This window comes from Mesorhizobium sp. BR-1-1-10 (assembly GCF_020165595.1).
In the GTDB taxonomy this organism is placed as follows: Bacteria; Pseudomonadota; Alphaproteobacteria; order Rhizobiales; family Rhizobiaceae; genus Mesorhizobium; species Mesorhizobium australicum.
Map to the genome: position 1 here is coordinate 225,573 of NZ_JAIUIL010000002.1, position 13,931 is coordinate 239,503.

Sequence of the window (13,931 nt, forward strand, 5' to 3'; positions counted from 1 at the left end):
ATGAGCGTTCAGACCACCGACTACGTCGCATCCGAAATCCGCTCGCCGGCGAGCTTCCTCGCCAGTCGCGTCTTCATCTATGGCGCGCTCGCCTGCTGGGGCTTCATCTGCCTGTTTCCGATCTATTGGACCATCACCACATCGTTCAAGACGGCGGTGGATGTCACCCAGGGCCACCTGATCCCGTTCGTCGACTTCCAGCCGGATTGGAAAGGCTGGCGATCGCTTGGCCTGTCGCCGGACTCGATCTTCCAGACATCGACCGTGCGCGACGAGTTCCTCAAGCGCTTCATGAATTCGGTCATCACCTCGGTTGGCGCGTCGAGCCTGGCGATCATCATCGGCAGCCTCGCCGCCTATGGCCTGACCCGCTACCGCTACCATTTCGCCTGGTTCAAGAACGAGGACATCTCCTTCTTCTTCCTGTCGCAACTCATCCTGCCGCCGGTGGTGCTGGCCCTGCCCTTCCTGGTGCTCTACCGTGAAGTCGGATTGCTCGATACCCGCGTCGGACTGATCCTGCTCTACACGCTGATGGTGCTGCCGATCGTCATCTGGATCATGCGCGACCAGTTCAATTCCATCCCCGTCGAACTCGAGGAAGCAGCCCTCGTCGACGGCCTGTCGATCTGGGGCGCCTTTTTTCGTATCGTCATGCCGATCGCGCTGCCGGGCATGGTGGCCGCCTTCATCCTGGCGATGGTGCTGTGCTGGAACGAGTACTTCTTCGCCGCCCTTTTGACGTCCACGGACGCCAAGACAATTCCCGTCATGGTGGCGAGCCAGACCGGCTCGCAGGGCATCAACTGGTGGTCGATGGCAGCCCTTGCCACGGCGGCAATCGCGCCACTGGCGGTCATCGGCATCGCGCTGGAACGCTATCTGATCATGGGCATGACGGCGGGAGCGGTGAAATAATGCGGCATTGCCTCACTCGCTGCTCTGGGGAAATGGAACGATGTTAGTCGGCGTTATCGGAGGTTCCTTTGGAGCTTCAGGTCTCAATGCTTCTGGCAAAGTCTCCAAATTATACCGCTCGATTAGTTCTCGGATGTCACGGACCTCGCCTGCGTGGACCTTAAATCCAAGATTGCGTAATTCTTTGGCAGCGTTGCGATTGAGATGCTCTCCAGATGGAGCGGGCCCAGTACGTTTGACAGACGAAGCGCGAATAAGCGCAGCAACAAACACTTCAAGCGTGAATCCATAAGTCGTATTGATATTCTCTAGTTTGGTACGATCACGGCGGTCTTTTTCTAGCGCAGCCTCTTGGGCGCGCCGCGCACTTAGCTCGACAGCGTCTTCGATACTCCACGAAACAACCCGATGAATTGGATATCTCATCGACCACCGATCACTCTCATCGTCCTCATCGCGCGTTTCGAAATCAAAAGCGTTAACGAGAGTAACTTCAAAACTGTAATCGAGTTGTCTGGTCAAAGTTTCATAGGCCGAGCGGACGGCGCAGATGAGGATCGAATCGACAACATCCCGATTGTATGAAGCATATGGCCCATAATCCTCATGAGGCTCCGGGCTTAAGTTTCCCACCCCGCGAATATACATAAGCTCATTGGAAGGCCGACTATCAAATGTGGGTTGCTCGTCGCCAACAAACCAGTGAAAATCCGGCGGCTGACGCCATTTTCGATGAGTAATGAGATTAGAGAAATGGTTATCAGAGCGACGCCAATCGAGTTCAGAATCCCGCCAACCACCCGGATGCCAACGTACTGACAGATTGTTCATCTTGGTAATCTCAGCTGACAACTCAATGCGCGGCTTAACGGTATGATCTTTTTCTAAGCGCGAACGCATTTGAGCGAAATCAAGTGTCTTCCAGTTAACAAGTTCAGCATAGGCTTTGCCGGGTCGATCGCTTAACCACTGGAGCAGGTCAGAGAGGACGGTTCTGGTGTTTGGCGGCCTAGCATGATCCTCAATGTCGGCGATTTCCAATCGAAGCCGACCAAGCTCGATCAGCAGATGGCTAACATACTCATCGACGGAAGAGGCTATGACTCCACCGCGCCAGCTAACTGGACGAAATAGTTTTAGGCGGGGCTGAGGGGGCGATTGCCGGCTCACGTGCGGCGCCCCCTTGCCACCAGGCACCTTTGCCATCGAGGTTTCTCCCTCTACGAATTTGATTGCCACCAGGATCGATGACCATCCCGTCTCACTGCTTCAATATCTTTCGCAGATTATCCAAGATCATATCCCTACCCTTTTGCCCAAGTTCGGCCGACGCGTCCTTGGCGTTCGCCGTGTACCAGCTTTTGTTGTCCGCGAAATGCGCGGCGTCCACCGCTTCCGGGCATAGCGCCAGCATCAGCGATGTCTCGCCTATGCCGGCGTGGTCGAACGGATATTTGCCGTTCATGGCGGCCGGCATCAGCGGGTGCACCTGCACCCAGTTGAAGAAGTTTTCGCCGTCGGCATGTCCGGCATAATAGTCGGCCATCGTCTCTGAACCCCACCAGCCCTCGCCACGCTGCTTCTCGAGGAAGCGGAAGATCGCCTGTCTGCCTGCGGTCTTGAAGGCGAGATCCGTCGGCATGCCGGCAGCGAAATTCTCGGTCTGGTGATGAATGATGGCGTGGATGTTGCGAAACCCAATGCGCAGCAGGCTGTAGAACAGCGCCTCGCCGAATGGCGCCAGTTGATTGCCGCCGACCTGGACGGAGCCGCTGCCTTCCGGCGGTGCCACCGCGTAACTCGCCGCGCCATAGTAGAAGGGCGGCAGGATGACGACATCGCTCTCTTTTTCGAACAGCTCCAGCGTCTTGATGACTGCCAGCGTATCCATGCCGACGGCCATGTGCTCGCCATGGTATTCCAGCACGCCGAGCGGCAGCGCGACCGGCCAATTCTGGGCGATTGCCTTTCGGATCTGGTGCGGCAGCATCAGTTCATAGCGCATGATCTATTCCATGTTGGTGTGGCGGGCGCGCATGGCTTCCGGCGACGCCGCGGTCATCTCCCTGAGTTTCAGCACCATGATCTCGAACAGCACGAACAACGCGCCCTCGAACACCGAGCCCATCGGCAGCACCGACGTCTTTTGCGGCCCCTGGTCGTCGGCCATGGTCTGCGCCGGGATCAGCAGCGTCAAATCGGCCAGCCCTGCGGCGCTGCCGCCTGCCTGGGCGGTCAGGAGCAGGACGGTGGCGCCTGCCTCGCGCGCGATGCGCATCAGGGTGAGTACGGTCGAGGTTTCGCCGGGTCCGGAACTGACAAGCAGGACATCGCCCTGCCCTACAGGCGGGGTGGTCATGTCGCCGACGACCGAAACCGGCAGGCCCAGATGATAGAGCCGCATGGCGAAGCCCTTCACCTGCAAGGCCTCGCGGCCGCAGCCATAGACGACGATCTGTCTGGCACCGACCAGCATCCCACAGGCGGCGTCGCTCCGATCGCCATCGACGCGCGCCAGCACCGCGCCAAGCTCGTCGAGCGCGGTCTTGAACATCTCCGAGCTGGAGTTGCTCACGGCCGCGCCTGCGCGCCGGCAATCGAATTGGGTTGGCAATTCCTGATCACGCTTTTCCCCGGAACAGCTTGATTTCGTTCATGCTAGCAACCGGGAAAATGCGTGTCCAACGCTCAGCGGCGCTTTTGCCAAGCCACAAGCGTGATAGTGTCATGTCAGACAAATCAATCCGGGAAAATTTCAAGATATGAAGTCACGGCATTTCGACCGCATCGGCAATGGCGGCATCACCTTCACGGAGCTGGGTTTCGGTACAGCGCCGCTCGGCAATCTTTACCGCGCCGTCTCCGACGAGGATGCCAATGCGACGCTGGAGGCCGCCTGGGCGACCGGCTGCCGCTATTATGACACCGCGCCCCTCTATGGGCTCGGCCTATCGGAAACGCGCCTCAATCCGTTCCTGCGATCCAGGAAGCGCGACGACTACGTGCTGTCGAGCAAGGTCGGCCGCATCATGCGCGCCTGCCCGCCAGAAGAGCGCACCGGCATCGGCAAGTTCTTCGACACGCCGTCGCGCAAGGAGGTCTACGATTACAGCTATGACGGCGTCATGCGCTCGTTCGAGGCCTCGCTGGAGCGGCTTGGCGTCGACCGCATCGATATCCTGTTCGTGCACGATGTCGATATCTTCACCCACGGCAGCAAGGAGGCGTCCGACCGGCGCATCGAGGAGTTCATGCGCTCGGGCTATTATGGCCTGCTCGCCTTGCGCGACCAGCGCGTCATCAAGGCGTTCGGCGGCGGCATCAACGAATGGCAGGTGGCCCAGACCCTGGCCGAGCGCGGCGATTTCGACCTGTTCCTGCTTGCCGGGCGCTATACGCTGCTGGAACAGGAGGCGCTGACATCGTTCCTGCCGCTTTGCCAGAAACGCGGCATCGGCATCGTTCTCGGCGGCCCGTACAATTCCGGCATCCTGGCCACCGGACCGAAGCCCGGCGCTTACTACAATTATTCCGAGGCGCCGCAGGATGTGCTCGATCGCGTGGCGCGCATCGAGGCCGTCTGCAAGCGCCATGGGGTCAGGTTGATCGAAGCCGCCCTGCAGTTCCCGCTGTTGCACCCGTCGGTGGTTTCGGTCATCCCCGGCGGTCAGCGGCCTGAAGAGGTCGAGAGCAACCGCTCGCTGCTGGACGCGAAACTCCCTGCAGCGCTCTGGGCCGACCTCAAGAACGAAGGCCTCATGCGCGCCGACGCCCCGACAGCTTGAGGAGCTACCGTCCGGCCCAATACGCCGAAAAAGAAAAGCCGGGCAAGCCCGGCTTTTCTGGTTTTTTCAAAAATAAAAACGCGCTTAGTTGACGGCGTCCTTGAGACCTTTGCCGGCCGAGAACTTCGGCACGGTGCGCGCCGGGATCTTCACTTCGGCGCCGGTCTGCGGGTTGCGGCCGGTGGATGCGGCGCGCTTTGACACGGTGAAATTGCCAAAGCCGACAAGCCGGACATCGCCGCCCTTCTTCAGTTCGCCGGAGATGACAGAAAACACTGCATCGACCGCAGACTGCGCGTCACCCTTCGAAATGCTCGCGGCGTCGGCGACAGCGGACACCAGTTCGTTCTTGTTCATAAAAATTCCCTTCCATGAGAACACCGGAACTCACGACTCATCCGGCAGGAAACGGACTTTAGAAAGAAGCGTTCCCGCAACCAAGTCGAAAAGGCAGGAAAATAGCGGAAAAAGCCCGGAATTCCGGGGTTTTTCACATGAAAAAGCCGGGCGCGAGGCCCGGCTTTCTGTTTGTGCGCTGCAACCTTAGAAAAAACTAATGCGCAAGCGACTTTCCAGCGTCATCGCTCGTGTCCGTGGAAGCCGGCGGATTGACCGGTTCGACCCATTCGATCGGCTCCGGCATCCGCACCAGCGCGTGGCGCAACACCTCACCGACGCGTGAGACCGGAATGATTTCCATGCCGTTCTTCACGTTGTCCGGGATCTCCGCCAGATCCTTGGCGTTGTCTTCCGGGATCAGCACCTTCTTGATGCCGCCGCGCAGTGCGGCGAGCAGCTTCTCCTTGAGGCCGCCGATCGGCAAGATGCGGCCGCGAAGCGTTATCTCGCCAGTCATCGCCACATCGGCCCGCACCGGAATACCCGTCAGCACCGACACGATGGCCGTGGCCATGGCGGCACCGGCGGACGGACCGTCCTTCGGCGTGGCGCCTTCCGGCAAGTGCACGTGGATGTCGCGCTTGTCGAACAGCGGCGGCTCGATGCCGAAATCGATGGCGCGCGAGCGGACATAGGAGGCCGCCGCCGAGATCGATTCCTTCATGACGTCGCGCAGATTGCCGGTCACCGTCATGCGGCCCTTGCCGGGCATCATGACGCCTTCGACCGTCAGCAGCTCGCCGCCGACTTCCGTCCAGGCAAGGCCGGTGACGACACCGACCTGATCGTCAGCCTCGACCTGGCCGAAGCGGTAGCGCTGAACACCGAGATAGTCGGCGAGGTTCGCCGCCGTGATGCTCACCGTCTTCTTCTTCGTCTTCAGGATCTCGGTCACCGCCTTGCGCCCGAGCTTCATCAACTCGCGCTCCAAGCTTCTGACGCCCGCTTCACGGGTGTAGGTCTGGATGATGGCGCGGATCGCGTCCTCACCGACGGAGAACTCCTTGGGCTGCAGCGCGTGATCGCGGATCACCTTCGGCATCAGGTGCCGCTTGGCGATTTCGATCTTCTCGTCCTCGGTGTAGCCGGCGATACGGATGATCTCCATGCGGTCCATCAGGGGCGCAGGGATGTTCAGCGTGTTCGCCGTCGTCACGAACATCACGCTCGACAGGTCGTATTCGACCTCGAGGTAATGGTCCATGAACGTCGAGTTCTGTTCGGGGTCGAGCACCTCGAGCAGCGCGGACGACGGATCGCCACGGAAGTCCTGGCCCATCTTGTCGATCTCGTCGAGCAGGAAAAGCGGGTTGGACTTCTTGGCCTTCTTCATCGACTGGATGACCTTGCCGGGCATCGAGCCGATATAGGTGCGCCGGTGGCCACGGATCTCGGCCTCGTCACGCACGCCGCCAAGCGCCATGCGGATGAATTCGCGACCGGTCGCCTTGGCGATCGACTTGCCGAGCGAGGTCTTGCCGACGCCGGGAGGGCCGACGAGGCACAGGATCGGCCCCTTCAGCTTCTTCTGGCGGCTCTGTACGGCAAGATACTCGACGATGCGGTCCTTGACCTTGTCGAGGCCGAAGTGATCGGTGTCGAGCACGTTCTGCGCGTAGGCCAGGTCCTGCTTGACCTTGGAGTTCTTGCCCCACGGGATCGACAGCAGCCAATCGAGATAGTTGCGCACGACAGTCGATTCGGCCGACATCGGCGACATCGTCCTGAGCTTCTTCAATTCGGCATCCGCCTTTTCGCGGGCCTCCTTGGAGAGCTTGGTCTTCTTGATGCGAGCCTCGATCTCGGCGGCCTCGTCGCGGCCATCCTCGCCCTCGCCGAGCTCCTTCTGGATCGCCTTCATCTGCTCGTTGAGGTAGTATTCGCGCTGCGTCTTCTCCATCTGGCGCTTGACGCGCGAGCGGATGCGCTTCTCCACCTGCAGGACGGAGATTTCGGCTTCCATGAAGCCCATCGCCTTTTCCAGCCGCTCCTTGACGGAAAGCGTGGCCAGCATTTCCTGCTTTTCAGGGATCTTGATGGCAAGATGCGAGGCAACCGTGTCGGCGAGCTTGGAATAGTCGTCTATCTGGCTGGCGGCACCCACCACTTCGGGCGAGATCTTCTTGTTCAGCTTGACGTAGTTCTCGAAGTCAGTGACGACCGAGCGGGCCAGAGCCTCGACCTCGACCTCCTCCTCTTCCGGTTCGACCAGCGCCGTGGCCTTGGCCTCGTGGAAGTCGGGACGGTCGGTGAAGGAGACGATTTTCGCGCGCGAGGCGCCCTCGACCAGGACCTTGACGGTGCCGTCGGGCAGCTTCAGCAATTGCAGCACATTGGCGAGCGTGCCGATGTCGAAGATCGCATCGGGCTCGGGATCGTCATCGGCGGCATTCATCTGGGTGGCAAGCAGGATCTGCTTTTCCTGACCCATCACCTCTTCCAGCGCCTTGATCGACTTTTCGCGCCCGACGAAGAGCGGAACGATCATATGCGGGAACACCACGATGTCGCGCAGTGGGAGGACCGCGAAGACGCCGTCGCTGGGAGCCTTGGATATTTTGGCCATTGTCCAACCTTTCATGTCGCGGCCACCATCAGGCCAACCGCGAATCTCATATTAACGACCGGGGATCGTTCCGCCTACCACCGTTTATGACGGGAGTTTTACAGCACAGAAATCGGGCACCTCGGCCTTCTCGTGTTAGGTGGAGGCAGGCAGGGCAAAGATCAAGAGTTAACATCGTCCCCAATCCACTCCATCGCGACGCTGTGCCGGTTCCTCACAGCAAAACGGCGCCGCAGGGGCGCCGTTCCATAAAAATATAGGGCCAAGTGCCATATCAGGCGCTGACATTGCCCTTCTTTTCCTTCTGTTCGGAATAGATGTAGAGCGGCCGGGCGCTGCCGGTCACCACCTCTTCCGAAATCACAACCTCGCGCACGCCTTCGAGCGCCGGCAGTTCGAACATCGTGTCGAGCAGGATCGCTTCCATGATCGAACGCAGGCCGCGCGCGCCGGTCTTGCGCTCGATGGCGCGCTTGGCGATCGCCGAAAGCGCGTTCTCGTGGAAGGTCAGATCGACATTTTCCATCTCGAACAGGCGCTGGTACTGCTTGACCAGCGCATTCTTCGGCTCGGTCAGGATCTGGATCAGTGCCGGCTCGTCGAGATCCTCCAGCGTCGCCAGGACCGGCAGACGGCCGACGAACTCCGGAATGAGGCCGAATTTCAACAGATCCTCGGGCTCGACCAGGCGGAAAACATCACCCGTGCGGCGATCCTCCGGCGAGGCGACGACAGCTCCGAAGCCGATCGAGGTTTTCCTGCCGCGATCCGAAATGATCTTGTCCAGCCCGGCAAAGGCGCCCCCGCAGATGAACAGGATGTTGGCGGTGTCGACCTGCAGGAACTCCTGCTGCGGGTGCTTGCGGCCGCCCTGCGGCGGCACGGAGGCGACCGTGCCTTCCATGATCTTGAGCAGCGCCTGCTGAACGCCCTCGCCCGACACGTCGCGGGTGATCGAGGGATTGTCGGACTTGCGTGAAATCTTGTCGATCTCGTCGATGTAGACGATGCCGCGCTGGGCGCGCTCGACATTGTAGTCGGCCGACTGCAACAGCTTCAGGATGATGTTCTCGACGTCTTCGCCGACGTAACCGGCCTCGGTCAGCGTCGTGGCGTCGGCCATGGTGAAGGGCACGTCGATGATGCGGGCCAGCGTCTGTGCCAGCAGCGTCTTGCCGCAGCCGGTCGGGCCGATCAGCAGGATGTTGGACTTGGCCAGCTCGACATCGTTGTTCTTGCCAGCATGCGCGAGGCGCTTGTAGTGGTTGTGGACGGCCACCGACAGCACGCGCTTGGCGTAGGGCTGGCCGATGACATAGTCGTCGAGAACCTTGAGGATCTCCTGCGGGGTCGGCACGCCCTCGCGCGACTTCACCATCGAGGTCTTGTTCTCCTCGCGGATGATATCCATGCACAGCTCGACGCACTCGTCGCAGATGAACACCGTCGGACCGGCGATCAGCTTGCGCACCTCGTGCTGGCTCTTGCCGCAAAACGAGCAATAAAGCGTGTTCTTGGAATCACCGCTGTTGTTGCCGACCTTGCTCATTTTCATGTCCTTTCATGGCCGCCCGCCGATGGTCTGGCTGAAAGGGCGCATACTCTATTTATCGCGGGAATCCGCCGCCGCCAGTCTTCCGGCTCCCGCAACGTATTCCGTACGAAACACAAATCAGAAAACGTGGCAATGATTCGCAGCTTCCCCACGCAAAGCTAAGCCGTCGAAAATCAACATAGCCTTAACGTAGGCAATCCCGACCTCCGAGGGAACAGCCAATTGTGGCCGAAATGACGCAAGACACGCCAAAAGCGCGTGATGGTGCCATCCAACTGCCAACTAGCCTTTATGCCAACGCCCCCTCGGCCGCCTCGCGCGACGAAATGACCTTGTCGATCAGGCCAAAATCCTTGGCCTCGTCGGCGGTCATGAAATGGTCGCGGTCGAGCGTCTTCTCGATGTCCTCATAGCTCTTGCCGGTGTGCTTGACATAGACCTCGTTGAGGCGACGCTTCAGCTTGATGATGTCCTGGGCGTGACGCTCGATATCGGACGCCTGCCCCTGGAAGCCGCCGGACGGCTGGTGAACCATGATGCGGGCGTTCGGCGTGGCGAAGCGCATGTCCTTGTGGCCGGCGGTCAGCAGCAGCGAGCCCATCGAGGCCGCCTGGCCGATGCACAGCGTCGACACGGCCGGCTTGATGAACTGCATGGTGTCGTAGATCGCCATGCCCGAGGTGACGACGCCGCCCGGCGAATTGATGTAGAGGTTGATTTCCTTCTTCGGGTTCTCCGCTTCGAGGAACAGGAGCTGCGCGCAGACCAGCGTCGCCATGCCGTCCTCGACCGGACCGGTGATGAAAATGATGCGCTCCTTGAGGAGGCGCGAGAAAATGTCGTAGGCCCGCTCGCCGCGATTGGTCTGTTCGACCACCATCGGAACGAGGTTCATGTAGGTTTCGACGGGATTCTTCATCAGTTATCTCTTGTCTCGCGGTGGGATTCCGGCGCCGGACAGCTGGCAGCTCGGGCAGAATCGGTTCTGGATCGTTAAGATGTAAATAGGATGCCGGCTCATCCTTGTGCAAGGCCGACCCGTCCTAGCCATCTGGGTAAGTCGAATCAAGCTTCCGGGCAAGAATTAGCAGCAGCTGATGCCACGCCGACCTCAAATACCGACCGGCCCCGCCAGGGTAGCAGTTTCTTAACCTCGTCACTTAACGAAATGCGCCAAAACCGCTTTTCTCCGCAACGGCTTCCCCTACAATTCAACGTTGAACTTGTGCCTACAGTTCAGACGGGGAGTGCCATGTCCGGGAAAACCGCATGCTTCACCATTGCAGGGATGACCATGCTCGGCTCGATTTCGCAAACGGCGGCCGGTGGTCGCGCCGTCGAATGCTACGAGCCCGTCCACACACCGGCCGTTTACGACACGGTCTACGAAGACGTCATGGTCAGCCCTCCCGGCCAGCAGATCGTCGACTATGATCCGCCGATCTATGGCACGCGCGAGCGAGTGGTGGTGACTGTGCCGGCCCAGGTTCGGTATGAAGTGGTGCCTGCGGCCACCAGGACCGTCTACCACACCGTCAGGGTCGATAGCGGCGGCTATTCCTGGAAATGGCGCGTCATCCATGGCCGCCGCGTGTTGTGCAAGGTTTGGCACAAGGCACGCTTTGAACGCGTCGCCGAGACGGTGGTGATACAGCCCGAGCGCACGCGGCGCGTCGTCATTCCGGCGCAATATGACAGCATCGCCGAGGAGGTGCTGGTGCGGCCCGAGCAAAGGCGCGTCATCGATATTCCCGCCGCGTACCAGACCGTCCCGCGCCGCGTGCTGGTGCGCGAAGGCTCATCCGGCTGGCGGCGGGTGCATATTCCAAGGCACTGCCAGGACTAGGCTTAGGCCACCTCGGCCCGCAGCCAGGCCTTAAGACCGACGACATCGCCATCGCCAATGGCTTTGGCCACACGACGCCCGACCGCCGCGCCGAACTTGTAGCCGTGACCCGAGCACGCCGAGACGACCAGGCACTTGCCGGTCTCATGCGCCAGGAATCTCTCGTCATCGGTGAACGTGTAGGCGCAGGTGACCACTTCGGTCACCTTGTACTCCTCGATGCGGGCGATCGGCGGCGAAAACAGGTTGCGGATCGCCTCGCCCTCGCCGGGCACCGGCTCGCGGTTCCAGTCGGCGTCGCTGGTCGGCACCTTGTGCAGGCCCGAGCCGAATTTCATGCCGGCGCCCCGCGTAAGCGGGATCATATAGCCGTCGGTCGTGCCGCCGACATCGAGAATGACGGGCGCCGCCTCCCAGGCGGCCTTGAGATCGGCCGGCGGCTCGACATAGGCGAGCGCGGTGCGAAAGGTCTTCAATTCGCCGCCGAGTTCGGGGAATAGTTTCAGCACCCAGGCGCCAGCGGCAACGACGATGCGGTCAGCCTGCATCGTCTCGCCGGATTCGAGCACGATATGGCCGGCCTCACCATCGATCTCCGTCACCTTGCTGTGCTCGTAGACGTTGGCTCCATTGGCACGCAGCCATTTGGCCAGCCCGGCCGCTATTTTGCGGCAATGCAGCGCGCCGCCCTCGCGCGAAAAATAGGCGTAGCGGAACGAGCCGGCCTCAAGGAACGGCCAGCGCTCGACGGCTGCCTCCGGTCCCAGCAATTCGAAAGGGAATTTTCCCTCTTCCAGGCCCTCGCGGTATTCCTCGGCCTCGTCGCCGGGCTCGCGCGAAACGCAGACGAAGCCCCGCGCGTCGAGGTGGTTCTCGCCGAGATCGGCCCACAGCTCGTCCCAGGCCTCGTAGGCTTCAGTGATCAGCAGCCCATAGCCGGTTCCAGCGCGGTAGGCGCGGCGGATGATGCGGTGATGGTCGCCCGATGCCGCCAGCGGATTGGGGATCGGCCCCTGCTCGACAACCGACACGGCGTGGCCCGCCTTGACCAGCGACCACGCCGTGGACAGACCGGCGATACCCGCGCCGACAACGATCACATTCATCCGTTCAGACCTTCCGCAACCCTGCTGGCTGGCTCAATGCATCGGGCTGCCGGACGCAACATACGGTCTGGAACCGGGCTGGCAAGCCGCGCTATGGGTCTGGCATGACCAAATCGACGCTCTCCTATCTGGCCTTTGATCCAGCCACTCGCCGGCTCAGACTCGACCCGCGCGAACCGGCTTTCTTCCTGAATCCTTACGAGGCGTACGGCCTCCTGCACGAAGCCTCGAATGCGTTTTTCTGGGAAGAGTTCGGCTTCTGGTGCTTTGGCGGCTTCGGCGATGTCAACCGGCTGTTGCGCGACCGCCGTTTCGGCCGACAGAACCCGGCCGGCATCCCCGACAGCCGCGGTGTCGGACAAGACAGGACCCATCTCAAGGCATTCGACAGCATCGAAGCCAATTCGATGCTGGAGCTGGAGCCGCCGGTCCATACGCGGCTGAGAACACTGGTCAACCGGGCTTTCGTCTCCCGTCAGGTCGAACGGTTGCGGCCGCGCGTGGAGGCGCTCGCCAACGAATTGATCGATCGTTTCGAACCTGGCAAAGCCGTCGACCTCCTGCCGGCCTTCGCCTCCCCGCTGCCGATCACCATCATCGCCGAAATGCTTGGCGTGCCGGTGGAGATGGGGCCGCGACTGCTCGACTGGTCGCATCAAATGGTCGCCATGTATATCCATGGCCGCACCCGTGAGACCGAGGAGACGGCCAACCGTGCCGCGGGCGAATTTTCCGATTTCCTGCGCGGCTACGTGACCGAACGGCGCAAGAAGCCGGGCGATGACCTGCTGTCGCTGCTGATCTCGGCCCAGGAGGACGACCAGAAACTGTCAGAGGACGAGCTGGTCTCCTCGGCCATCCTGCTGCTCAACGCCGGCCACGAAGCAACCGTGCACCAGACCGGCAATGCCATCCACTCCATCCTGGCACAAGGCGGCGACCCGCGCCGCTTCTTTACCTCACCCGAAGTGACGGCAGCAACGGTCGAGGAATGCCTGCGTTTCGATGCGCCGCTGCACATGTTCATGCGCTATGCCTATGAGGAAATCCAAATCGCGCCCGGCATCGTCGTGCGGCCGGGCCAGACGATCGGACTTCTGCTTGGCATGGCCAATCATGATCCGCATGCCTTCGCCGAACCGCAGACCTTCCGGCCGGAGCGCACCGACCAGAAGAATGTATCATTCGGCGCCGGCATCCATTTCTGCATCGGTGCGCCGCTGGCCCGCCTCGAACTGCAGGTTTCGCTGAGGACCTTGTTCGAGCGGCACCCGCAACTGCATCTCGCCGAACAGCCACGCTTCCGCGACACTTACCATTTCCATGGGCTGGAACGACTTGCCGTCGATTTTTAGCTAGCGAGTTGCCCGGAAATCCGATCGGATTCTCGATATGTGATCAAGCTTCAAACCTTGATCACATACTCCTTGCGAGTCGTTTCAAGCACTTCCCAGCTTCCCTTGAAGCCCGGCCGCAGCACGAAGCTGTCACCGGCTTTGACGGTGCGCGCTTGGCCGCCCTCTTCGGCGATTACCGAAACACCTGAGAGAATGTGGCAGAACTCCCATTCTTCATAGACGATGCGCCACTTGCCCGGGGTCGATTCCCAGATGCCGGCATAGAGGCCGCCGTCGCGCTCCTCGACATTCCAGGTGCGGAATTTCGGATCGCCCGAGATCAGGCGATCCGGCGCCGGCGCGCCGGATTCGGGTTCGACGCCTTTGGTGTCGACGGAAAGAAACGCGGTCATATCAGG

The 13,931-nt window shown here is 60.9% G+C and carries 13 protein-coding genes; 4 read left to right on the forward strand and 9 right to left on the reverse strand.

The window, feature by feature from the left end:
• Positions 1-918, forward strand: coding sequence for a carbohydrate ABC transporter permease (locus LB555_RS04060; protein ID WP_023773222.1), 918 nt, complete (start codon positions 1-3; stop codon positions 916-918).
• Between the two features lie 12 nt (positions 919-930).
• Here the strand turns inward: LB555_RS04060 and LB555_RS04065 are convergent, their stop codons facing one another.
• Genes LB555_RS04065 through LB555_RS04075 form a run of 3 tightly spaced genes read right to left on the reverse strand, consistent with a single transcriptional unit; the run spans position 931 to position 3,472 of the window.
• A complete protein-coding gene (locus LB555_RS04065) occupies positions 931-2,124 on the reverse strand; it encodes a hypothetical protein (RefSeq protein WP_224682328.1) in 1,194 nt (397 codons plus the stop codon).
• Positions 2,125-2,179: 55 nt separating this feature from the next.
• Positions 2,180-2,923, reverse strand: coding sequence for a creatininase family protein (locus tag LB555_RS04070; RefSeq protein ID WP_224682329.1), 744 nt, complete (start codon positions 2,921-2,923; stop codon positions 2,180-2,182).
• A 3-nt stretch (positions 2,924-2,926) separates the two neighbouring features.
• Positions 2,927-3,472, reverse strand: a complete 546-nt coding sequence (locus LB555_RS04075; RefSeq protein ID WP_263488935.1) for an SIS domain-containing protein — start codon at positions 3,470-3,472, stop codon at positions 2,927-2,929.
• Positions 3,473-3,680: 208 nt separating this feature from the next.
• Here LB555_RS04075 and LB555_RS04080 point away from each other — a divergent pair, with 208 nt between their 5' ends.
• Positions 3,681-4,703 (forward strand): aldo/keto reductase, encoded by a 1,023-nt coding sequence (locus LB555_RS04080; RefSeq protein WP_140874244.1) that lies wholly within the window; start codon positions 3,681-3,683, stop codon positions 4,701-4,703.
• Positions 4,704-4,787: 84 nt separating this feature from the next.
• On the opposite strand, the gene LB555_RS04085 is transcribed toward LB555_RS04080, so the two are convergent.
• The 4 genes from LB555_RS04085 to clpP all read right to left on the reverse strand — a co-directional run bounded on the left by LB555_RS04085 (position 4,788) and on the right by clpP (position 10,142).
• Positions 4,788-5,060 carry an HU family DNA-binding protein gene (locus LB555_RS04085; RefSeq protein WP_015318196.1) on the reverse strand — a complete coding sequence of 91 codons (273 nt, stop codon included), beginning with the start codon at positions 5,058-5,060 and terminating at the stop codon, positions 4,788-4,790.
• 196 nt (positions 5,061-5,256) lie between these two features.
• Positions 5,257-7,668, reverse strand: a complete 2,412-nt coding sequence (gene lon, locus LB555_RS04090; protein ID WP_015318197.1) for an endopeptidase La — start codon at positions 7,666-7,668, stop codon at positions 5,257-5,259.
• Positions 7,669-7,942: 274 nt separating this feature from the next.
• Entirely contained in the window at positions 7,943-9,217 is a 1,275-nt protein-coding gene (gene clpX / locus LB555_RS04095; protein ID WP_013532190.1) for an ATP-dependent Clp protease ATP-binding subunit ClpX, read from the reverse strand.
• Positions 9,218-9,512: 295 nt separating this feature from the next.
• Positions 9,513-10,142 carry an ATP-dependent Clp endopeptidase proteolytic subunit ClpP gene (gene clpP, locus LB555_RS04100; RefSeq protein WP_015318198.1) on the reverse strand — a complete coding sequence of 210 codons (630 nt, stop codon included), beginning with the start codon at positions 10,140-10,142 and terminating at the stop codon, positions 9,513-9,515.
• 333 nt (positions 10,143-10,475) lie between these two features.
• On the opposite strand from clpP, the gene LB555_RS04105 reads away from it, so the two are divergent.
• On the forward strand, positions 10,476-11,069 hold the full coding sequence (locus tag LB555_RS04105; protein ID WP_140661971.1) for a hypothetical protein: 594 nt from the start codon (positions 10,476-10,478) through the stop codon (positions 11,067-11,069).
• Between the two features lie 2 nt (positions 11,070-11,071).
• Here the strand turns inward: LB555_RS04105 and LB555_RS04110 are convergent, their stop codons facing one another.
• Positions 11,072-12,175 carry an NAD(P)/FAD-dependent oxidoreductase gene (locus tag LB555_RS04110; protein WP_140661970.1) on the reverse strand — a complete coding sequence of 368 codons (1,104 nt, stop codon included), beginning with the start codon at positions 12,173-12,175 and terminating at the stop codon, positions 11,072-11,074.
• Positions 12,176-12,279: 104 nt separating this feature from the next.
• Between LB555_RS04110 and LB555_RS04115 the strand changes: the two genes are divergently transcribed.
• The gene (locus tag LB555_RS04115) at positions 12,280-13,530 is read left to right on the forward strand and encodes a cytochrome P450 (RefSeq protein WP_140661969.1); all 1,251 of its coding nucleotides are present in this window, start codon (positions 12,280-12,282) and stop codon (positions 13,528-13,530) included.
• Between the two features lie 50 nt (positions 13,531-13,580).
• Here the strand turns inward: LB555_RS04115 and LB555_RS04120 are convergent, their stop codons facing one another.
• On the reverse strand, positions 13,581-13,925 hold the full coding sequence (locus tag LB555_RS04120; RefSeq protein WP_140661968.1) for a cupin domain-containing protein: 345 nt from the start codon (positions 13,923-13,925) through the stop codon (positions 13,581-13,583).
• Between the last annotated feature and the right edge of the window lie 6 nt (positions 13,926-13,931).

What these genes read in the sequence shown, in the direction of transcription:
- clpX (WP_013532190.1), bottom strand. Translation starts at nt 9,217, where the DNA reads ATGAGCAAGGTCGGCAACAACAGCGGTGATTCCAAGAACACGCTTTAT.
- LB555_RS04070 (WP_224682329.1), bottom strand. Translation starts at nt 2,923, where the DNA reads ATGCGCTATGAACTGATGCTGCCGCACCAGATCCGAAAGGCAATCGCC.
- clpP (WP_015318198.1), bottom strand. Translation starts at nt 10,142, where the DNA reads ATGAAGAATCCCGTCGAAACCTACATGAACCTCGTTCCGATGGTGGTC.
- lon (WP_015318197.1), bottom strand. Translation starts at nt 7,668, where the DNA reads ATGGCCAAAATATCCAAGGCTCCCAGCGACGGCGTCTTCGCGGTCCTC.
- LB555_RS04085 (WP_015318196.1), bottom strand. Translation starts at nt 5,060, where the DNA reads ATGAACAAGAACGAACTGGTGTCCGCTGTCGCCGACGCCGCGAGCATT.
- LB555_RS04105 (WP_140661971.1), top strand. Translation starts at nt 10,476, where the DNA reads ATGTCCGGGAAAACCGCATGCTTCACCATTGCAGGGATGACCATGCTC.
- LB555_RS04120 (WP_140661968.1), bottom strand. Translation starts at nt 13,925, where the DNA reads ATGACCGCGTTTCTTTCCGTCGACACCAAAGGCGTCGAACCCGAATCC.
- LB555_RS04060 (WP_023773222.1), top strand. Translation starts at nt 1, where the DNA reads ATGAGCGTTCAGACCACCGACTACGTCGCATCCGAAATCCGCTCGCCG.
- LB555_RS04110 (WP_140661970.1), bottom strand. Translation starts at nt 12,175, where the DNA reads ATGAATGTGATCGTTGTCGGCGCGGGTATCGCCGGTCTGTCCACGGCG.
- LB555_RS04075 (WP_263488935.1), bottom strand. Translation starts at nt 3,472, where the DNA reads ATGTTCAAGACCGCGCTCGACGAGCTTGGCGCGGTGCTGGCGCGCGTC.
- LB555_RS04115 (WP_140661969.1), top strand. Translation starts at nt 12,280, where the DNA reads ATGACCAAATCGACGCTCTCCTATCTGGCCTTTGATCCAGCCACTCGC.
- LB555_RS04080 (WP_140874244.1), top strand. Translation starts at nt 3,681, where the DNA reads ATGAAGTCACGGCATTTCGACCGCATCGGCAATGGCGGCATCACCTTC.
- LB555_RS04065 (WP_224682328.1), bottom strand. Translation starts at nt 2,124, where the DNA reads ATGGCAAAGGTGCCTGGTGGCAAGGGGGCGCCGCACGTGAGCCGGCAA.